Source organism: Inhella crocodyli (genome assembly GCF_004004565.1).
Taxonomy (GTDB): domain Bacteria; phylum Pseudomonadota; class Gammaproteobacteria; order Burkholderiales; family Burkholderiaceae_C; genus Inhella; species Inhella crocodyli.
This window is the reverse complement of sequence record NZ_SACM01000005.1, coordinates 45746-63922: the sequence shown is the minus strand read 5'-3', so window position 1 is coordinate 63922 and position 18177 is coordinate 45746. Positions and strand designations below refer to the sequence as shown.

The following is an 18177-nucleotide window of genomic DNA, read 5'->3' as shown; positions in this document are numbered from 1 at the left end:
GCCACAGCCATGCGGTACCGGCCCCTTGCGCGTCGCCTTGTCCTTGTCCTGCCCCCCCCGTTGGGACTGCACTTGCGCCGCTCTGTTCGCCCCGAAGGTTTCGGTGGGCAACACGGGGCTCCGAACCTTCACCCTTCAGTGGGGGTGAAGGGGCGACGGAGCGGCCGAGTCGGTCCCTGATTCGAGCCCTCAGGAGACCTGGCCGTGAACCGAAAGAACTTCCCCTTGCGTTGGGCCGCCGCTGCGGCCTTGTCCGTTGGCATGGCGCTCGCGCCCCTGGGCGCCGCCCAGGCCGACACCTACACCCAGACCAAGCACCCCATCGTGCTGGTGCACGGCCTGCTGGGCTTTGACGCCCTGGGGCCCGTGCAGTACTTCTACGGCGTGCCCAGCAACCTGCGCGGCGGCGGCGCCACGGTCTACACGGCCAGCGTGTCGCAAAGCAACAGCACCGAGGTGCGCGGCGAGCAGCTGCTCAGAGAGTTGCGCGGCCTCAAGGCCCGCTACGGCCACGCCAAGTTCAACCTGCTGGGGCACAGCCACGGGGGCAACACCGCGCGCTACGTGGCCGCCGTGGCGCCGGACCTGGTGGCCAGCGTCACCACCGTGGGCACGCCGCACCAAGGCAGCAAGGTGGCCGACGCCATCCAAGGCATCACCAGCGCCACCGGCACCACGGCCGCCGTGGCCGCCGTGGTGAACGGCTTGTCGGCCGTGGTGGCCTACCTCTCGGGCAGCGGCGCCAACCCGCAGAACGCGCTGGGCTCGCTGCAGTCGCTGTCCACCGCCGGCGCCAAAGACTTCAACCGCCGCTTCCCGCAGGGCGCGCCCACCACCGCCTGCGGCAGCGGCCCGGCCAGCGTCAACGGCGTGCGCTACTACTCCATGGGCGGCACCTGGGTGCTGACGAACGCGCTGGACGTGTCCGACGCCTTCCTGGGCGCCAGCGCCGTGTTCTTCGGCTTCGAGGCCAACGACGGTCTGGTGAGCCGCTGCTCCAACCACTGGGGCACCGTGCTGCGCGACGACTACGGCTGGAACCACATCGACCAGATGAACCACGTGTTCGGCCTGCGCAGCATCTTTGCGTCCGACCCCGTGGCCGTGTACCGCGCCCACGCCAACCGGCTGAAGAACGCCGGCCTGTGAAGCCCGCCGTGCTGCTCGGCGGCGGCCTGCTGGCCGTGGCGCTGGGCTGGGCCGTGTTCGGGGGCCCGCCTCGCGGCGAGCCCGCGCCGGCGGGTGCGCCGACCGCCGTCACGCCCCCGCCCGCCGCCCCGGCGCGGGCGGCCGCGCCCGGCCTTGCCCCCAGCGCGGCCTCGGCTGCCTTCGCGCCGGTGCTGGGCCGCGGCTCGCTGGCCGGCACCGAGCTGGACGGCGATTGGGCCTGGCCCGGCCAAGGCGGCTTGCGCCCCAGCGCCGGCCTGCGCCGCCGCTTCGACCACCTGCTCAGCCGCCAGGGCGAACTGCCCCTGGCGGCGTTGCAGGCTGAGCTGGCGCGCCTGGCCCGCGCCGAGCTGCCGCCGCATGCGGCCGACGAGGTGCTGGCCCTGTGGGGGCGTTACCTCGCCCTGCAGCAGCACCCCTGGCGCACCCACGTGCACCCCCGCCGTCCCGAGACCTGGCGCCCCGCGCTGGCCGAACGCCAGCAGGTGCGCCGCCAGCACCTGGGCCCCGCTTGGGCCGCGGCCTTCTACGCCGACGAGGAGCGCGAACTCAGCGCCACCATCGTCGCGCTGGAATCCGGCCAAGCCGCCCCGGCCGCCCCCGAGCCCACGCCGCCCCTGCACCCCCAAGCCGCCGAGCGCGAAGCCGCCGTGCAGGCCGAGTGGGAAGCCTGGGAACGCCGCCTGGCCCAGGCCCGCGCCGAGCTGGTCCGCCTGCAAGCGGCCCCCGAACTGAGCGCGACGCAGCGCCACGCGGCGGCCGAGCGGCTGATCGCCGAGCGGTTTCAGGGCACGGAAGCGGTGAGGGCGCGGGCGCTGTTGGGCTTGCCGCCCCCCTGACCCCCCGGGGTGTCCCTGAAGGGTGCCGCCTCAGCGGCCGCCGAAGCGCCAACAGCCGACACACCCGCCAGCGCCGGCCCCGCGCAAAACGTCCCTTGAACATCCCATGGCGAGATGGCTGCTCGCGTCACCAACGAGCGCCTCCCTGCTAGCCTCGGCCCCATGCTTGGGATGGGTCGTCCATGAACGCTGTCGAACTCTCGTTTCTGGGCTTGGTCGCGTTCGCCGCCGTTGGCTTGGGCCTCGTCATTTTTTTTGGCACGCGGGCAAGGCGCGCGCAAGAGCTCGAGGGCGAAGCCCTGACCGTGGAGCAGGTGCGTCAGGCGCTCAGTCGCGATCTGCTGCCCGGCCCGCTGGTCTGGGGCGTGTGGCAAGGCCTGCTGTCGGCCGGGGCGATGTGCCTTCGGGTGCGCGATGGACAAGGGCTGCCAGTCGCCAACATCAGCTACCACGCACTGCCCATGGACGGCGTGCGCCAGTCCTTTGAGATGGCCGATCGGCGCTACGAATGCGTCTCACGCGGCGTGCTGAGTGGTCGTTCGCTGCTGCGCGATGCGCAGAGTGGCGAGATCTTGTTCTCTTGCGAGCACCGCGCATTCCGCCTGCGCTTCTTCCGTGGCGACAGCGACGAGCTCCTGTTCGAGCTGACAGGTCTGACCGTTTTCCATTCGTATGCGCGCCTGATGCGAGAAGGCCGCGAGGTGGGCCGCCTGCTTCGCCTCAACGAAGGGGCGGGGGCGCCCGTGGTACTGACACTCGCAGAGCCGGGAACACCGTCCTTGGCGCTTTGCTTCGTGCTGCTCAGCCCGAGCTGACCGCGCCGCAGCACCAAGCGGCGGGCGAGCGGCTGATCGTCGAGCGGCTTCCAGGTACGGAAGCGGTGACGGCGGGCCTTGCCGGGGCTGCCGCCGCCCTGATCACAATGCCGGCATGCCCCACCCCTTGCACGGTTTGCCCCTCTCGTCTCAATTCAAGGACCGCGGCAGGCAATTGCTTTGGCTCGCGCCCGCATTGGTGGTGGCGCTGTGGCTCGGCTGGCAGGTTCAGCAGCGGCTGACCTGGGTGACTCACGGTTTGCACATCCCGGCGCAGGTGATCGAGCTCAGTCGCAGCCATTCGCGCAGCAGCACGGCGAGCGGGCGAAGCGCGCTTCGCCTGGACGTCGTGGTGGACGTCCCCGACCCACGCCGAGAGGGGGCGGTCGAGCGCTTGCACTTCTTGGCGCCCTTGCTTCATGCGGTGCTCCACGTGGGCGATTCGGTCCTGGTGCTGCACGACCCGCTGACCCTGTCGCCGCAGGAGCCCTTTGTTCTCGCGCACCCACTGCAACTGTGGCAAGGCCCGGCCTTTGGCCTGCTGCTGCTGGGCGTTTGCTGGGCGCTGCCATATGCCGCGCTGCACCGCCGCTATCCGGCGCCCGAAGCGCGGCGGCGGGCCTTGCGTCGGCGGCAGTGGGCGCTGGGCGTGGCGGTGATGGTGCCGGTGCTGGTCGGCCAAGCCCTCGCCCTGCGCGACCGAGCCGCGCAGGACGGCGACCGCGCGCTCGAAGCCCGTTGGCCGGCCTGGACCGAGTTGGACGCCGAAGTCCCGCGGCCCTGGTGGTGGTCGCGCCTGCCTTGGCATGGCGTCGATCCCGTGACCGACGAGGCCGGCGCTCAAGCCTGGCGCAGCGCACCCGTGGGCCCAGGTCTCGTGGGCTGGGGGGACGTCGGGGCCTCTGAGCGCCGCTTCAAGTTCGTGCGCGCCCGCATGCTGGCGCTGCGCGAGCAGCCGGGGGCCCTGGCCGGCTTGCTCGGCCAGGGGCACGACCCCAACTTCATCCCGCTCTACCGCTTCTTTCTGACGCACTACCTGGACGCGACATGGAGCGCACCGGGCTGCTCGCGCTGCAACGACAGCAGCCAGGTCACCGAAATGGCCGGCGACCTGATGCTGATGTTGGTGCAAGACGGCCGGCTGGACGAAGCCGCCCGGTGGGCGCCGCGCATCGTGGCCGACAAGCTGCCCGGTGCCGATGCCCGCGCGCGCCTGTCGTTCCTGATCGCCTACCGATCGCTGCTGGAAGCCCAACTCGGTCCCGAGGCGGCGCAGCGTCAGTTGCAGGCCTTGGTTGACGACGCCATCGCTGCGGCACGTGCCCATGGTGAAACCTGGGCCTTGGAGCGCTGGGCCGGCTTTTGGCGGGGCTACGTCGCACGGCCGCGTCGAGGGCTTGCAGCGACGCGCTGATCCAACACGTCCCGGGACGCTGGATCGGCGGTGGGGCCCCGTGGGTCCGTGGCGCCGCAGTCAGCCGGGGGCTGCAAGGATGCGCGGCTCTTAGGGGCAACGGGCCAGACCTGCAGCCAAGGGCTCGCGGTGACTGCCTTGAGCTTGATCCCGGCTCAGGCCTTGGGGCCGCCCGCCTGCTCGGCCGCGGCCCGGCGTTGCTTGAACAACTGCCACTCCGCCCAGGCGTAGACGAAGGGGAAGGGCAGGGCCGGCAGCGTCACGCCGATGCAGGTGTCGCCCGAGCAACTGTGCGCCACCTCGGTCGCGTAGGCCGCCCACACCAGTGCGCACCAGAACACAAAGGCCAACAAGAACGCGAAGCGCACCATGCCCAGCCCAGGCAAGGGCGGGGTGCCTTGGCGCGTGAAGCGTCCCGTCACGGCCTGCGCCGCGCGAATCGGGGCCATGGCCACGCCGGCAAACAGCACGAGGGAGACGGCGAGGCCGGGGAGGCTGAAGGTCATGGCTTGGGTCGACAGGCAAACTTGGGGCAGTTGGGGCTGAAGGAGGGGCGGTTGGCTTTTATGGCGCGCGCTGGTTACCAAAGGGGGCAAAAGGCAAGACCTGACCCTAGTACCCCCAGAGTTTCACTTTCAAAACAAGCCGGCTAGTACTAAAAAGGCCGGGAGGGCAAGCGCGTAAAGCATCAGTGATTTGTCAAACAAGTCTGCCATGTGGGCGTCCTCTTTTCGAATGGATAAAGTGGCCAAAGTGGCTTCCTGTCCATTCAATCTTCGGTGGCATGTGTAGGAACAAATAATCCAAATGCCAGTGACAAGATCAAAACCAAAATCATGGCTTGACCCGTCCTCGCTGCCAAAGTTGCCCAGCTAGCGATGTACAGAATCGGTGATGCATACCGGAGGACTAGCAGCTGCCATCTGCAATGGTTGGAATGTTATCTTTGGGCATCGTTGATATTTGGATGGACAGTTAACGCTAATCTCTCGGTTGCCGAAGTCTCTTGGTAACCATTGCGATGGCTGACAGCAGCATCAGTGCGGTGCCAAGTATGACGGCGATCTGCGCTTTGTCGGTAACGCCCCCAATGGACCGATAGACCGTCACGCTGAGAAGCGTCAATACAACCACTCCGATGAATCGTGCGTGATCAAAGCCCGCCATTGAAAACCAGTATCCGACAAATACAATGATGCCACCCGCGATACCAGTCAGTGCTATCTGCCACTGAAGCAGCCCACCAAGTGCAAACGCGAGCAGTAGGCAACTACTCAGGAGAAAAATGGACGTCGATGAACGCTCAATGCGCATCCATTTCTGCCCGTGCTCACAGTGGGCAGGCGGTTCGTGGACCAAAGCGCTCCAAAGTCGTGTGCGCAAGTTTTTCAAAATGCATCGCCCCCTTTGAATTCGTGGCTTGGTTGAGTGGGTCTGGGGCCGACCGATTGCGGTCGAACCCGGCGATCGCTGCGATGGCACGCAGTGACCCGCGGCATGGGGGCGTTTTCCTTCACAACCCCTCCCTCAACGTCGCCAACACATCGCTGTGGAACTCCCGCCGGTACAGCACCCACACCACGAAGGCGGTGGCGCCGATGAAGGCCCAGGGGGTGAAGAACCAGGCGACGACGGCGAAGGAGAGGTAGTAGGCGCGCAGGCCATCGTTGAAGGTTTCGGCGGCCATGCCCATGAGGCGGCCGGCGCGGTCGGCAAAGGCGTGGCGGGCGGCTTCGTCGGGGAATTGGTCGGCGTCGGGCGCGGCGCCCACCAGGATGGCGCCGAAGCTGTATTGCCGGATGCTCCAGGTGAAGCGGAAGAAGGCGAACACGAAGATGGCCGTGAGCACGGCCAGCTTGAGGTCGAACACCAGCATGCTGGTGCGGGCGGCGAAGGGGATCTCGCGCACCAGCTCGGTGGCCTTCTCGCTGGAGGCCAAGGCGGCGAGCAAACCGCCAATGATCAGGATGCTGGTGCTGGCAAAGAAGGCCGGGCTGGCCGACAGCGACTGCGTGACGGCGGCGTCGACGATCCGGTTGTCGCGCCGGGTGGTTTGCAGCATCCACTCGCGCCGCCAGCGGTTGGTGGTTGCCAAGATGGAGAGCTTCTTGCCCGCGCGCCAGCGCGACCAGTGGGCGTAGCCCCACCAGGCGGCAAAGAACAAGGCGAGCGCGAGCCAGTCGGCCCAGGGCAAGAAGGCGAAGGCGGAAGAGAAGGGCGGCATGCGCCGCAATGTAAGTCGCGGCCCGCGTCAGAAGGCCAGGTAGCGCCCAGGGCGGTGGTTCACGGCCAGGGCCAGGTTCATGGCCACGGCGGCCACGATGGACAGGGCCAGGCGCGGGCCGTCCAGCCAGGGCCAGGCGCCCAGCAGGATGGTGGCGTCCAGCCCCAGCTGCACCCAGCCGGCGCGCCAGCCGAAGCGGTCTTGGCACCACAGCACCAGCACGTTCAGCCCGCCCAGGCTGGCCCGGTGGCGGAACAGGATGACGAAGCCCACGCCCACCAGCAGGCCGCCGGCCACGGCCGCAAAGCCAGGCGCCACGCGGGCCCAGGCCAGCCACTGCGGCAGCTGCGCGCTGGCCAGCGAGAGCAGCGAAACGGCGGCCACGGTTTTGAGCGTGAAGCGCGGGCCCATGCGGCGCCAGGCCAGCGCGTAAAAGGGCAGGTTGAGCGCGAAGAACAGCGCGCCGAAGGGCCAGCCGGTGGCGTAGTGCGCCAAGAAGGCCAGGCCCACGATGCCGCCGGTCATCAGCCCCGCGTGCTGGAACAGGCTCAGCCCCAGGGCCACCAGCAGCACGCTGGTGAGCAGGGCCTGCACGTCTTCGTACAGGCGGTGGCGTTGCAGCGCGGGGGGCGCGGGGGGCGCAGGACTTGGGGTGGGGGCGGCCGGCATGGCCCGCATCGTCGCCGTGCGGCGACGATGCGGCCTTGTTTCAGGTCAAGCGGGGCCGGGCGTGGCGGCCGCGATTTGGCGCAGGGCCTGCTCGAAGGCCTCGGCCGGCTGGCCGCCGCTGATGAGGTGCTTGCGGTTGATGACCACGGCGGGCACCGCGCGGATGCCGGCTTCTTGCCACATGGCCTCGGTCTCGCGCACCTCGTCGGCAAAGCGGCCGCTGGCCAGCACCGCGGCGGCCTCTTGGGCGTCCAAGCCCACCTGGGCGGCCAGGGCGGTCAGCAGCGCGGCGTCGCCTGGGTTGGCGCCGTCGCCGTGGTAGGCCTTCAGCAGCGCTTGCTTGAGTTGCCACTGTGCCCCATCCGGTTGGCCGGGCAAGCCGGCCCAGTGCAGCAGGCGGTGGGCGTCGAAGGTGTTCCAGATGCGCGAGCGGGTGCCGAACTGGAAGCCCACCTCGGCACCGCGCGCGTGCAGCACGGCGCGGTTTTGTTCGATCTGCTCGGGGCCGATGCCGTACTTGGCCGTGAGGTGCTCCACCACGTCTTGCCCCTCGGGCGGCATGGCGGGGTTCAGCTCGAAAGGCTGGCACTCGATGTGCGCGGTGATGCCGGGCGCCACGCGGTTCAGCGCGGTTTGCAGCGCGTGCAGGCCCACGGCGCACCAGGGGCAGGCGATGTCGCTGACGAAGTCGATTTGCAGTTCGATGCGGGGGGTGCTCATGCAGGGGCTTTCGTTCAGCGCGCGGCCAGGCCGTCGAAGCAGGTGCGCAGCAGGCAGCTGATGGCCTGTTCCTCGGTGTAGCTGCCGCCGGCCTTGAGCACGCCGAGCACGGGGTCGCATGCGCGGGAGAACAGGGTGTAGAGCACCACCTCGGCGGGCACCTCGGGGCTGAGGGCGCCGTCGGCCTGCGCGGCCTCGATCCACTCGCCCAGGCGCTCGCTCAGGGCCATGAGGCGGTCCATGTAGTCGCGGTTGGCCACCAGGGCGCTGCGCAGGGTGCTGTTCTGCGCGGGCAGCGAGGGCATTTCGCCGGCCCACTGCACGTGCATGGTCCAGCGAGCCACGGCCTTGAGGCGGTCCAGCGGCTGGGGCAGGGCGGCGGCCTCGGTGTCGCAGAAGGCCTGGGCGCGTTCCAGCACGCGCACCATGGCCGCGGCGGCCAGGGCTTCTTTCGACTCGAAGTGCTTGTAGAGGCTGGCCTTGGCGATGCCGACTTCGGCGGCCACGGCGTCGACCGTCATGGCGTCGAAGCCCTTGTCGGCCAGCAATCGGTTGACGGCGTCCACGATGGCGTCTTCGCGCGCCTGCAGCACCTGTTCGCGGAAAGAAGGCTTGTTCATCCCGGCATTGTAGGAAGTCGCGACTGCCCGTTTCTTTGTGCAACTGATCGGTATCGATAAAAACCACACAGTTCACTAAAGTTACTGGGCGGTATACGCTGCGACTCATTGGTTTGCGGCGCTGGGCCGGCAGACCGCTAACCCGGAGAGCACCCATGACGAATTGGCTACGCCGCTGGAGCGCCGCCTTGTTGGCCGGCCTCACCCTTGCCGCCTGTGGCGGCGGTGACGAGAAAACCACCGTCTTCGACGTGATCAAGGCCGACCCCAGCTCGCAGGTGCTGGCCGAGGCCGTGACCGCCGCGGGCCTGGAGTCGGCCCTGCGCGCCGATGGCGCGATCACGGTGTTCGCCCCGAGCGACGCCGCCTTCACCGCTCTGCTGGCCGAACTGGGCGTGAGCAAGGCCCAACTGCTGGCCGACAAGCCCCTGCTGACCGCCGTGCTGCAGTACCACGTGCTGGGCAGCCGCGTGGCCAAGGCCGACGTGCCGCTGGGCAAGCCCATCACGCCGCTGGGCGGGGGCATCTTCAAGATCGACCAGGTGGGCAGCGACCTGGTGATCACCGACGGTCGCAACCGCACCAGCCGCATCACCGCCGCCGACGTGCCCGCCGACAACGGCCTGGTGCACAAGGTCGACAAGGTGCTGCTGCCGGCCAACCGCACGGTCGTGCAAACGGCGCAGTCGCTGAGCGACTTCAGCATCCTGGTGGAGGCTGTGGTGGCCGCCGACCTGGCGCCGACCCTGTCGGGCAACGGGCCGTTCACGGTGTTCGCCCCCACCAACGCCGCCTTTGCCAACCTGCTGACCGAACTGGGCCTGACCAAGGCCGAGCTGCTGGCCAACAAGCCGCTGCTGACCAAGGTGCTGACCTACCACGTGCTGCCCGGCCGCGTGCTGAAGGCCGAGGTGCCCGTGGGCCCGGCCATCGCCACCGTGCAAGGCGAAAGCTTCACCATCAACAGCGCGCTGGAGATCACCGACCGCAACGGCCGCAAGGCCAAGATCACCGGCACCGACGTGCTGGCCAGCAATGGCGTGATCCACGTGGTGGACAAGGTGATCCTGCCCAAGATCCCGACCGTGGTGGAGATCGCGCAGAGCAGTCCGGACTTCAGCATCCTGGTGGAGGCCGTGGTGGCCGCCGACCTGGCCGGCACGCTGAGCGGCCCGGGCCCGTTCACGGTGTTCGCCCCCACCAACACCGCCTTTGCCAACCTGCTGACCGAGCTGGGTCTGACCAAGGCGCAGTTGCTGGCGAACAAGCCGCTGCTGACGAAGGTGCTGACCTACCACGTGCTGCCTGGCCGCGTGTACCGCAGCGGCGTGCCCCTGGGCGTGCCCGTCACCACCGTGCAGGGTGGCACCTTCACCGTGGGCGCTGACCTGCGCATCACCGACGCCAACGGTCGACGCGCCGGCATCACCGCCACCGACGCCTTGGGCCTCAACGGCGTGGTGCACACGATCGACCGCGTGATCCTTCCCGCGCTCTGAGCTTCACGAGCGCATTTCCCCGGGGCGACCGCGTCGCCCCATTTCTTGACCCCTGAGGAGTGGTACCCATGAAAAAGTTCATCGCCCTGGCCGCCCTGTCCCTGTCGGCCCTGGCCGTGCAAGCCAAGGACATCGTCGACACCGCCGTGGCCGCCGGCCAGTTCAAGACCCTGGCGACGGCCCTGCAAGCCGCCGGCTTGGTCGACACCCTGAAGGGCAAGGGCCCGTTCACGGTGTTCGCGCCCACCGACGCCGCCTTTGCCAAGATCCCCAAGGCGCAGCTGGACGCGCTGCTGGCCGACAAGGCCAAGCTGACCGCCGTGCTGACCTACCACGTGGTGCCGGGAAAGGTGATGGCCAAGGACGTGAAGGCCGGCAAGGTGAAGACCGTGCAGGGCGGCGAGCTGACCCTGGGCACCACGGGCGGCGTGACGGTGGACGGCGCCAAGGTCGTGCAAGCCGACATCGCGGCCGACAACGGCGTGATCCACGTGATCGACAGCGTGGTGCTGCCGAAGTAATTCCGGCGCCCTGAATGCAAAAGCCCCGCGGCGGTGCCGCGGGGCTTTTGCATTGGGTGGGCGTGGGGTTCAGCCGCGCAGGCGTTGCAGCAGTTCGGCCTCGCGGGCCGGGGCCAGGCCAGCGCGCAGGGGTGCCGTGCGACGCTTCTCGTCCAAGCCCTGCCACCAGGCCACGGTGTCGCGGCCGGTGTCGGCCAGGGGCCGGAACGTGAGCCCGGCGGCCACGGCGCGGGCGTTGCTGCGGCGGTGAAAGCCCGCCGTTTCGCCCTGGCCCGGGATCCACACGGGCAGGTCGCCCCAGGCGGAGACTTTTTCCTTCTCGAGCCACTCGGCGCTGGCTTCGACCCATTCCGCCTTCGAGCCCAAGGCGCTGCGCAAGGTGTCGAGCATTTCGCCCATCGTGAGGTTGCCGGTGGGGCCCAGGGCGTTGTAGGCGCCGGTGGCGCGGGCCTCGGCCAGGCGGATCGTCCATTCGGCCAGGTCGCGGGCGTCGATCAGGCGCACGGGGTCGGTGCGCGGCGGCACGAGCGTGGGCCCGCCGCGCTGCACGCGCAGCGGCCAGTAGGTGAAGCGGTCGGTTTCGTCGCCGGGGCCCACGATGAGGCCCGGACGCACGATGGCGCTGTGCGCCGCGCCGTACTGGGCGATCACCTCGTCCTCGCACGCGGCCTTGAGCGGGCCGTAGAGGGCCATGTTCTTGCGCAGGCTGGCCATGGTCTCGGCGAAGCGGTCGGGGCCGGTGTAGCGCTCGCGTTCGGCGCTCTCGTCAGCGCCGACTTGGGCGTTGTCGGCGTAGACCGAGACCGTGCTGATGAACAGGTGGTGGGCGACGTTGCTCTTGAGCACGGCGGCGGCGTCGCGGACCCAGTGCGGCACGGCGCTGGGGTTGTCGATGCAGACGTCGAAGCGCCGGCCTTTCAGCGAGGCGTAGTCGTTGGTGTCGCGGTCGCCGGTGAGTTCTTCCACCTCGGCCGGCCACTCTTTGGGGCGGCGCCCGCGGTTGAACAGCGTGACCTTGTGGCCGCGCGACAGCGCGTAGCGCACTTGGTGCGGGCCGACGAAGCCGGTGCCGCCGAGGATGAGCAGGTGCATGGGGCGGGGTGGGGCGCTCGAGGCCCCTTGCGCCCAAGCGGGCAGGGCGGCCGCGCCGAAGCCGGCGGCCAGCACGTGGCGGCGGGGGAGGTGGGGCATCGTGGCTCCTCGAATCAAAGGAGCCCCAGCCTACGCAGGGGGCGGCCGCCTGCGATTCGTCACGCCGGGAGAACCCGGCTCGGTTCGGGGCCGCCGGCTCAACCGGCCAGGCGCCAGGCGGCCCGGTGCATCTGGGCCATGTGGTACGGGTCGGGCTGCAGGTCTTCGCAGGTGCGGCTCAGGCAGTCGGCGCCGGGGCGCCAGCCGCCGTGCTCGGCGTCCACCAAGGTGCGCTGCACCCAGGCTTGGGTTTGTTCCACGCGGCGCCACAACTCGGGGCGCTGCGTGGCGTCGGCCGCCACCATCAGGCCGTGCAGGCACTCGGCCTGCTGCCACCAGCCTTTGGCGCGGTCGATGCTGCCGTCGGGCAGCAGGCGGTTGAAGCAGCCGCCGTCGATGTCGTCGTAGCCCTTGGCCAGGGCGAACTGCAGCACCCGGTCGGCCACGGCGCCCAGGGTGGGCGACACGCCCAGGCGGTTGGCGTCGATCAGCAGGTGCACCCATTCGAACTGGTGGCCCAGGTCGGTGAAGCCCTTGGCGTCGGTGTGGGGTTTCCACTGCCGGTCGTACCACTCGGGCAGGTGGGCGCTGCCGTCGGGCAGGCCTTGCACCAGGCTGCCCAGCACCCACGGGGCCAGCTGGCGTGCGCCCGCCAGCCCGGCTTGCGCCATGGCGGGTTGCGGCGCTTGCGCCATGGCCAGCAAGGCCTCGAACAAGTGCATGCTGGGGTTTTGCGTACGCGATTCGTCCTGCCCGTGCGCGAAGCGTCGGTCGGCGTTGCTGACCAAGGCGCCGAAGCGGTCGAGCAACTGCTGCGAGATGGTTTGCCAGGTTTGAAACGCGGCGCTGGCCCAGCCGGGGTCGGGGCTGACGCGGGCGAGCTCGCTCAGGGCCAGCAGCGCGAAGGCGTGGCCGTAGCCGCGCTTGGCGTCGGCCTCCGGCTTGCCCTCCAGGTCCACCTGGTGGAAAAAGCCGCCGTGGACGGGGTCGCTGAAGTGCTTCAACAAGAAGCGACCGGCGGATTCGGCGGCTGGCAGGCAGCGCGGGTCGAGCCCGGCGTCGTGACCGGCCACCAGCGCCGCCACCAGGCGGGCCTGGTGCGTGAGCTCGACGGCGGGGCGAGCGTTGGGGCGCAGGCGCCAATCGCGGGTGAAGCCGCTGCGGCAGGCGCCGTTGGGCAGAAGGGCCACGCGCAGCCAGTGCGACAGGTGCCCCTGCACCAGCGCCTGCCGGTGCCAAGGGCCATCCAGTCGCTGGCCGCTGTGGGCCGGCTCGCAGCCGACCAAGGCCATCAGTGGCAGCAGGGGCAGCAGGGCCCCCAGGCGCAGGGCGTGGCGGCGGGGCGGGCCGGGGGGCGTCATGCGGCGCGTGCGCGGGCGGAGCGCCAGGGCGCTCAGGCGCTCTTCTTCTTGCCGCGCTCCATCACCTGCGGCGCGGGCGGGGCGACGGGGGCGCCGCCCAAGATCGGCTTGTTGGTGCCGGCGTCTTTCTTGGGCTTCTTGGACTCTTTGTTGCTGCGCTGTTGACCTTTGGCCATGGTGACGCTCCTGGCCCGCAGGCCGGTGGAAAAGCGCGCAGGGTAGACGATCTCCTGCGCGCTGGCGCTCCGTCAGCGCGTCAGAACAGCTGCAGGCTCAGCCAGTAGGCGCAGCCGGCCACGAAGGCCGAGGCGGGGATGGTCAAGATCCAGGCCCACACGATGTTGCCGGCCACGCCCCAGCGCACGGCGCTGGGGTTGCGCGTGGAGCCCACGCCCACGATGGCGCCGGTGATGGTGTGCGTGGTGGACACCGGGATGCCCAGCATGGTGGCCAGGAACAGGGTCATGGCCCCGCCGGTTTCGGCGCAGAAACCGCCCACGGGCTTGAGCTTGGTGATGCGCTGCCCCATGGTCTTGACGATGCGCCAGCCGCCGAACATGGTGCCGGTGGCGATGGCCACGTAGCAGGCCACGATGGTCCAGGTGGGGGGCGAGGCGTCTTGCGCCGAGGCATAGCCCGTGGCCAGCAGCAGCATCCAGATGATGCCGATGGTCTTTTGCGCGTCGTTGCCACCGTGGCCCAGGCTGTAGGCGCCGGCCGAGACGAGCTGCAGGCGGCGGAACCACTTGTCCACCTTGTGCGGGCGCTGCCGGCGGCAGATCCAGGCCACGGCCACCATCATCAAGGAGCCGAGCAAGAAGCCCAGCAGCGGCGAGATGAAGATGAAGGCCATGGTCTTCAGGATGCCCTTGGCGATGAGCGCGCTCACGCCGGCCTTGGCCATCACGGCGCCCACGATGCCACCCATCAGTGCGTGCGACGAGCTGCTGGGGATGCCGTAGTACCAGGTGATGACGTTCCAGGTGATGGCGCCCACCAGCGCGCCGAAGACCACGTGGGTGTCGACCACCCCGGGCTCGACGAAGCCTTTGCCCACCGTGGCGGCGACGCTGAGGTGGAAGACGAAGATGGCGATGAAGTTGAAGAAGGCGGCGAAGACCACGGCCTGCCCGGGCTTGAGCACCCCGGTCGAGACCACGGTGGCGATGGAGTTGGCCGCGTCATGAAACCCGTTCATGAAGTCGAAGGCCAGCGCCAGCGCCACCAGCAGGACCACCACCGCCAAGGCGGTTTGTGTCGTTTCCATAGCCGGACCTGCGATCAGCTGTTCTCGAGGATGATGCCCTCGATGATGTTGGCGACGTCTTCGCAAACGTCGGTGATCTTTTCCAGCAGCTCGTAGATGGCCTTGAGCTTGATGAGCTCGCGCACGTCCATGTCGGGGGTGCGGAACAGCTTGCTCATGGCCATGCGCATCACGCGGTCGGCGTCGCCTTCGAGCTGGTCGATCTCTTCGCAGGTCTTGAGCGCGGCCTCGGTGGTGGCCGGGTCGGCCAGTTTGGGCAGCAGGCGCACGGCGTCGCGCACGCGCTCGCAGCACTTCAGGCTGAGGTCGGTCAGGCGCGTGATTTCCTCGGTCATCGTCTGCACGTCGTACAGCGCCATGGTCTCGGCCGAGTCCTGCAGCAGGTCGGCCACGTCGTCCATGGTGTTGATCAGCGCGTGGATCTGCTCGCGGTCGATCGGCGTGATGAAGGTGGTGTGCAGCACGCGGTTGACCTCGTGCGTCACGCGGTCGGCGGCGTGCTCGGCCTTGTCCACGGCCTCGTTGTACTTGGCCCGCAGCTCGGGGTTGCTGTAGTTGGCGACCAGGGCGGCGAAGGCCTTGGCGGCTTCGACCGTGTGGTCGGCGTGTTGGTTGAACAGGTCAAAAAAATTGCCCTCGCGGGGCAACAGCTTTCCGAACAACATGCGGGGGCTCCTGGCTGTGTGGGGGATGACACTTCGGTGACATCGCGCAAGGCCGGCATTGTCTGCCGGAATTCCTTGCCCGCCGTGGGGTTGTCGTCAGTGCGAGCCGGTGCCCCGAGCGCCCGGGCGCTTGCCCGGGGTGGCGGGCGGGGTGGCCGCCGGGGTCAGGGGCTGCAGGAAGCCCTCCCGCAGCTTGGCCAGCTCGCCCTGGCGGGCCATGGCCTCCAGCTCTTGGTTGATGGCGCCCATCAGCGCCTGGCCCTCGGGGCGGGCCCGGGTGGCCATCATGTAGAAGCGGCTGGGCGCCCGGTCCTCCAGTGCACCGATGCCCAACTCGGTGTCGCCGCTGAAAGCGGCGTTGCCCAGGGCGGCATGGCCCAGCATGACGCCCTCGTTCACCAGGGCCACGTCGACGCGGCCGAGGTGCAGCATCTGCAGCAAGGAGCGGTAGTTCGGGGCCCGGACGAGCCGGCTTTCGGGAATCAGGTCCAACTGCGAGTAGCTGTAGCCCTGGACCCCGCCGATGCGCAAGGGCGCCAACTCGGCCTGCGTGCGCAGCGTCAGGCCCTCGGGCCGTTGGCGCTTGCTCCACAGGTACAGCAGCCGGGTTTCGTAGATCGGGGTGGACAGCCAGTAGTCCCGCTCCCGCTCGGGCGTGCGGATGGCATTGAGCAGCAGCAGTGCCTCGCCCGAGCGCACGGCTTCGAGGCAACGCTTCCACGGCAGCATGTCGATTTGCAGCCGCCAGCCCTGGCGGGCGGCGATGCGCCGCAGCAACTCCACGGTGAAGCCGGTGACGTGGGCGCTGGGCTGGCCTTGAACGCGCGCGAAGTAGGCGTAGGGCGGCCATTCGTTGGCGTCGTCGCACACCCGGATCGGTTGGCCGGCGAGTTCGGCGCCCCAGACCAGGGGGCTGGCGATCAGACCCACCAGCAGCGCCCAAGCGCGCGCGCCTCGCCGCCAGGCCTTGGGCATCTCAGCGGCCGTAGGGGAAGGTCGAGCGAACGGTGGGCCGCTTGGCCTTCTTGTCGCGCGCGGTCCAGAGCTTGAAGGCGGCGGGGGACAGCTCGCGCTTCATCAGCTGGACCAGGGCCCCCGGGCCGACGCCGTACTCGAGGCGGATGCGGTCGTAAGGGGGGAGTTCGTCCCAGGCGGCGGCCACGACCCGCTGGACGGTGTCGGGGCTGAGGCGGGGAATCGGTTGGGCCATGCCGCGATTGTCGGGGCTGGGCGCTGCCGCCGGCCCGAAGCCTTCGTGAGGAATTGCCTCGGGCGCCCGGCGGGACTCACTTCATTTGCGTGAAGCGCACCTCGGGCTTGTCGTCCGAGCGGTGGGTCGTCTCGATGTTGCGCTTCATGGCCCAGGGGCGGACCTGGTAGTGGATGGGCGCGAACAGGTGCTCGTCGCGCACCCGGCTGAGGGCGCTTTGGATCAAGGCGTTGCGCTTGGTCGCGTCGACTTCGGTCTTGATGTCGTCGATCAGTGCATCCAAGCGGGCGTCGCTGATCTTCCAGTAGTTGCCATTGCCGTCGGCGCCGGCGCCGCGCGTGCGCACCAGGGCCTGCAGCACGTACAGCGCGTCGTAGGTGGGCACGCCCCAGCCGTAGAGGAAGAACTGGTAGTCGAACTTCTGCACCCGCGGGCTGTAGGTGGCGAAGCTTTCGGTCTGCAGCTTGGCCTTGATGCCCACGCGCGCCCACATGCTGACCAGGGCTTGGCAGATTTCCTCGTCGTTGACGTAGCGGTTGTTGGGGCAGTTGAAGGGCAGCTCGATGCCATTCGGGTAGCCGGCCTCGGCCAGCAGCTTCTTGGCGCGCTCGCCGTCGGCCTTGATCACGGTGTCCAGGCTGGCCGTGTAGCCGTTGGCGCCCGGGGGCACCATCAGCCCGGCGGGCTGCGACAGGCCGCGCATGATGGCGCGCTGGATGGCGGCGCGGTCGATGGCCAGGCTCACGGCCTCGCGCACGCGCTTGTCTTTGAAAGGATTGGCGCCCTTGACGCTGCTGTTGCGCAGTTCGTCCGAGCCCTGGTCCATGGCGATGAAGATGGTGCGGACCTCGTTGCCCTCGAGCACCTTCAGCTTGGCGTCGGTCTTGAGCCGGGCCACGTCCTGCGTGGGCAGGTCGGTGACCAGGTCGACCTCGCCGCTGAGCAGGCCCGCCACGCGGGTTTGGTCGCTCTTGATGGGCGTGTAGACCACCTGCTTGACGTTGCTGGCGTTCTTGGCGTCCCACCAGTCGGGGTTCTGCACCATGGTGATGCGCTGCTCGGGCTGCCAGCCGGTGATCTTGTAGGGCCCGGTGCCCATGGCGTTGCGCGTGGCGAAGGTTTCTTCCTTGGCGCTGACGTTGGGCGGGGCGCTGGCTTTGTTCTTGTCGGCCCAGGCCTTGCTCATGATGCGGAAGTCGATGATGGTCCGCGTGAGGATGGGGTTGGGCGCGCTGAGGATGAAGTCGACGGTGTGGCTGTCGACCTTCTTGATCTCGGTGATGCCCGCCACAAAGGGCTTGAGCGTGCTGTGCGGGCTGTTGATGCGGCTGAAGCTGAACACCACGTCGTCGGCGGTGAAGGGGCTACCGTCGTGGAACTTCACGCCCTTGCGCAGGTTGAAGCGGATCTGCGTCGGGCTGATGGCCTTCCAGTCGGTGGCCAGCGCGCCTTCGATTTGGTACGTGCGGTTGTAGCGGGTCAGGCCTTCGTAGGCGTGCTGCAGCAGGGCGCTGGTGGTGCTGTGGTTCTGGCTGTGCGGGTCCAGCGTCAGGATGTCGTTCTGCGCGGCCCAGCGCAGGGTTTGGGCGTGGGCCAAGGGGGCCATGGCGGCCAGGGTGGCGGCCAGCGCCAGGGCGCGGAAGGCGGGCTTCATCAACGGGCACTCCGGAAGGTGGGAGGCCAGGATGCTAGCGAGCCGGCTTTTCCCTCACGGCAATTCGGCTTCCAGGGCGGCGTCGCACCCCAGGCCGGCGGCGATGTGCCGGCGCACCCAAGGCCGCAGCCAGCGGTCCAGGCGCGGCATCGGCCAGCCCAGCAGGTGGCGGGTGGGGGTGCGCAGCACGCCGCAGCGGTAGCAGGCCTGGTCGGGGTCCCACTCCAGCGCGGCGCAAGCGCCTTGGCGCCGGCGGCTGGCCACCATGCCGATGGGGCAGGGCGCCCACAGGCAACACACGCCGCACCCGTTGCACGGCGCGCCCAGCGCCGGCTTGGCCG

Annotated in this window: 20 protein-coding genes; 6 read left to right on the top strand and 14 right to left on the bottom strand. The window is 69.1% G+C overall.

Annotation, left to right across the window (positions count from 1 at the left end; genetic code table 11):
• Window positions 1-204 precede the first annotated feature (204 nt).
• The 4 genes from EOD73_RS15270 to EOD73_RS15255 all read left to right on the top strand — a co-directional run bounded on the left by EOD73_RS15270 (window position 205) and on the right by EOD73_RS15255 (window position 4235).
• The gene (locus EOD73_RS15270; protein WP_240660739.1) at window positions 205-1149 is read left to right on the top strand and encodes an esterase/lipase family protein; all 945 of its coding nucleotides are present in this window, start codon (window positions 205-207) and stop codon (window positions 1147-1149) included.
• On the top strand, window positions 1146-2006 hold the full coding sequence (locus EOD73_RS15265) for a lipase chaperone (protein WP_127683908.1): 861 nt from the start codon (window positions 1146-1148) through the stop codon (window positions 2004-2006). The genes EOD73_RS15270 and EOD73_RS15265 overlap by 4 nt, the downstream gene beginning before the upstream one ends.
• Before the next feature lie 182 nt (window positions 2007-2188).
• Window positions 2189-2821 carry a hypothetical protein gene (locus EOD73_RS15260; protein ID WP_127683907.1) on the top strand — a complete coding sequence of 211 codons (633 nt, stop codon included), beginning with the start codon at window positions 2189-2191 and terminating at the stop codon, window positions 2819-2821.
• A gap of 115 nt (window positions 2822-2936) precedes the next feature.
• Window positions 2937-4235 (top strand): hypothetical protein, encoded by a 1299-nt coding sequence (locus EOD73_RS15255; RefSeq protein WP_127683906.1) that lies wholly within the window; start codon window positions 2937-2939, stop codon window positions 4233-4235.
• 155 nt (window positions 4236-4390) lie between these two features.
• On the opposite strand, the gene EOD73_RS15250 is transcribed toward EOD73_RS15255, so the two are convergent.
• From EOD73_RS15250 to EOD73_RS15230, 5 genes are all read right to left on the bottom strand, one after another.
• Window positions 4391-4741 (bottom strand): hypothetical protein, encoded by a 351-nt coding sequence (locus EOD73_RS15250; RefSeq protein WP_127683905.1) that lies wholly within the window; start codon window positions 4739-4741, stop codon window positions 4391-4393.
• 1007 nt (window positions 4742-5748) lie between these two features.
• Window positions 5749-6459, bottom strand: a complete 711-nt coding sequence (locus EOD73_RS15245; protein WP_127683904.1) for a DUF599 domain-containing protein — start codon at window positions 6457-6459, stop codon at window positions 5749-5751.
• Between the two features lie 27 nt (window positions 6460-6486).
• Window positions 6487-7128, bottom strand: coding sequence for a YitT family protein (locus EOD73_RS15240; RefSeq protein ID WP_127683903.1), 642 nt, complete (start codon window positions 7126-7128; stop codon window positions 6487-6489).
• Window positions 7129-7173: 45 nt separating this feature from the next.
• Window positions 7174-7848 (bottom strand): DsbA family oxidoreductase, encoded by a 675-nt coding sequence (locus EOD73_RS15235; RefSeq protein ID WP_127683902.1) that lies wholly within the window; start codon window positions 7846-7848, stop codon window positions 7174-7176.
• A 14-nt stretch (window positions 7849-7862) separates the two neighbouring features.
• The gene (locus EOD73_RS15230; protein WP_127683901.1) at window positions 7863-8468 is read right to left on the bottom strand and encodes a TetR/AcrR family transcriptional regulator; all 606 of its coding nucleotides are present in this window, start codon (window positions 8466-8468) and stop codon (window positions 7863-7865) included.
• Between the two features lie 155 nt (window positions 8469-8623).
• On the opposite strand from EOD73_RS15230, the gene EOD73_RS15225 reads away from it, so the two are divergent.
• Together EOD73_RS15225 and EOD73_RS15220 are read left to right on the top strand one after the other, a co-directional pair.
• Window positions 8624-9967 carry a fasciclin domain-containing protein gene (locus EOD73_RS15225; protein WP_127683900.1) on the top strand — a complete coding sequence of 448 codons (1344 nt, stop codon included), beginning with the start codon at window positions 8624-8626 and terminating at the stop codon, window positions 9965-9967.
• A gap of 68 nt (window positions 9968-10035) precedes the next feature.
• Window positions 10036-10488, top strand: coding sequence for a fasciclin domain-containing protein (locus EOD73_RS15220; protein ID WP_127683899.1), 453 nt, complete (start codon window positions 10036-10038; stop codon window positions 10486-10488).
• Between the two features lie 69 nt (window positions 10489-10557).
• Here EOD73_RS15220 and EOD73_RS15215 read toward each other — a convergent pair whose 3' ends face one another.
• From EOD73_RS15215 to EOD73_RS15180, 9 genes are all read right to left on the bottom strand, one after another.
• Entirely contained in the window at window positions 10558-11679 is a 1122-nt protein-coding gene (locus tag EOD73_RS15215; RefSeq protein WP_127683898.1) for an NAD-dependent epimerase/dehydratase family protein, read from the bottom strand.
• A gap of 98 nt (window positions 11680-11777) precedes the next feature.
• On the bottom strand, window positions 11778-13040 hold the full coding sequence (locus EOD73_RS15210) for an AGE family epimerase/isomerase (protein ID WP_127683897.1): 1263 nt from the start codon (window positions 13038-13040) through the stop codon (window positions 11778-11780).
• 32 nt (window positions 13041-13072) lie between these two features.
• Window positions 13073-13216, bottom strand: a complete 144-nt coding sequence (locus EOD73_RS17585; protein ID WP_164846099.1) for a hypothetical protein — start codon at window positions 13214-13216, stop codon at window positions 13073-13075.
• 80 nt (window positions 13217-13296) lie between these two features.
• Window positions 13297-14307, bottom strand: a complete 1011-nt coding sequence (locus EOD73_RS15205) for an inorganic phosphate transporter (RefSeq protein WP_127683896.1) — start codon at window positions 14305-14307, stop codon at window positions 13297-13299.
• 14 nt (window positions 14308-14321) lie between these two features.
• Window positions 14322-14972: a DUF47 domain-containing protein gene (locus tag EOD73_RS15200; protein WP_127683895.1), complete on the bottom strand. Its 651-nt coding sequence runs from the start codon at window positions 14970-14972 to the stop codon at window positions 14322-14324.
• Window positions 14973-15068: 96 nt separating this feature from the next.
• Window positions 15069-15947, bottom strand: a complete 879-nt coding sequence (locus EOD73_RS15195; RefSeq protein WP_127683894.1) for a substrate-binding periplasmic protein — start codon at window positions 15945-15947, stop codon at window positions 15069-15071.
• Between the two features lies 1 nt (window position 15948).
• The gene (locus EOD73_RS15190) at window positions 15949-16182 is read right to left on the bottom strand and encodes a DUF2805 domain-containing protein (RefSeq protein WP_127683893.1); all 234 of its coding nucleotides are present in this window, start codon (window positions 16180-16182) and stop codon (window positions 15949-15951) included.
• Between the two features lie 76 nt (window positions 16183-16258).
• Complete coding sequence (locus EOD73_RS15185) at window positions 16259-17836, bottom strand: ABC transporter substrate-binding protein (protein WP_127683892.1); 1578 nt, start codon at window positions 17834-17836, stop codon at window positions 16259-16261.
• 54 nt (window positions 17837-17890) lie between these two features.
• Window positions 17891-18136 carry a hypothetical protein gene (locus tag EOD73_RS15180; protein ID WP_310733062.1) on the bottom strand — a complete coding sequence of 82 codons (246 nt, stop codon included), beginning with the start codon at window positions 18134-18136 and terminating at the stop codon, window positions 17891-17893.
• Window positions 18137-18177: the final 41 nt, after the last annotated feature.

Excerpts from the sequence above, each read along its gene's own strand:
- EOD73_RS15230 (WP_127683901.1), bottom strand. The coding sequence starts at position 8,468 with ATGAACAAGCCTTCTTTCCGCGAACAGGTGCTGCAGGCGCGCGAAGAC.
- EOD73_RS15205 (WP_127683896.1), bottom strand. The coding sequence starts at position 14,307 with ATGGAAACGACACAAACCGCCTTGGCGGTGGTGGTCCTGCTGGTGGCG.
- EOD73_RS15235 (WP_127683902.1), bottom strand. The coding sequence starts at position 7,848 with ATGAGCACCCCCCGCATCGAACTGCAAATCGACTTCGTCAGCGACATC.
- EOD73_RS17585 (WP_164846099.1), bottom strand. The coding sequence starts at position 13,216 with ATGGCCAAAGGTCAACAGCGCAGCAACAAAGAGTCCAAGAAGCCCAAG.
- EOD73_RS15255 (WP_127683906.1), top strand. The coding sequence starts at position 2,937 with ATGCCCCACCCCTTGCACGGTTTGCCCCTCTCGTCTCAATTCAAGGAC.
- EOD73_RS15240 (WP_127683903.1), bottom strand. The coding sequence starts at position 7,128 with ATGCCGGCCGCCCCCACCCCAAGTCCTGCGCCCCCCGCGCCCCCCGCG.
- EOD73_RS15185 (WP_127683892.1), bottom strand. The coding sequence starts at position 17,836 with ATGAAGCCCGCCTTCCGCGCCCTGGCGCTGGCCGCCACCCTGGCCGCC.
- EOD73_RS15215 (WP_127683898.1), bottom strand. The coding sequence starts at position 11,679 with ATGCCCCACCTCCCCCGCCGCCACGTGCTGGCCGCCGGCTTCGGCGCG.
- EOD73_RS15220 (WP_127683899.1), top strand. The coding sequence starts at position 10,036 with ATGAAAAAGTTCATCGCCCTGGCCGCCCTGTCCCTGTCGGCCCTGGCC.
- EOD73_RS15225 (WP_127683900.1), top strand. The coding sequence starts at position 8,624 with ATGACGAATTGGCTACGCCGCTGGAGCGCCGCCTTGTTGGCCGGCCTC.
- EOD73_RS15200 (WP_127683895.1), bottom strand. The coding sequence starts at position 14,972 with ATGTTGTTCGGAAAGCTGTTGCCCCGCGAGGGCAATTTTTTTGACCTG.
- EOD73_RS15210 (WP_127683897.1), bottom strand. The coding sequence starts at position 13,040 with ATGACGCCCCCCGGCCCGCCCCGCCGCCACGCCCTGCGCCTGGGGGCC.
- EOD73_RS15190 (WP_127683893.1), bottom strand. The coding sequence starts at position 16,182 with ATGGCCCAACCGATTCCCCGCCTCAGCCCCGACACCGTCCAGCGGGTC.
- EOD73_RS15260 (WP_127683907.1), top strand. The coding sequence starts at position 2,189 with ATGAACGCTGTCGAACTCTCGTTTCTGGGCTTGGTCGCGTTCGCCGCC.
- EOD73_RS15250 (WP_127683905.1), bottom strand. The coding sequence starts at position 4,741 with ATGACCTTCAGCCTCCCCGGCCTCGCCGTCTCCCTCGTGCTGTTTGCC.
- EOD73_RS15245 (WP_127683904.1), bottom strand. The coding sequence starts at position 6,459 with ATGCCGCCCTTCTCTTCCGCCTTCGCCTTCTTGCCCTGGGCCGACTGG.
- EOD73_RS15195 (WP_127683894.1), bottom strand. The coding sequence starts at position 15,947 with ATGCCCAAGGCCTGGCGGCGAGGCGCGCGCGCTTGGGCGCTGCTGGTG.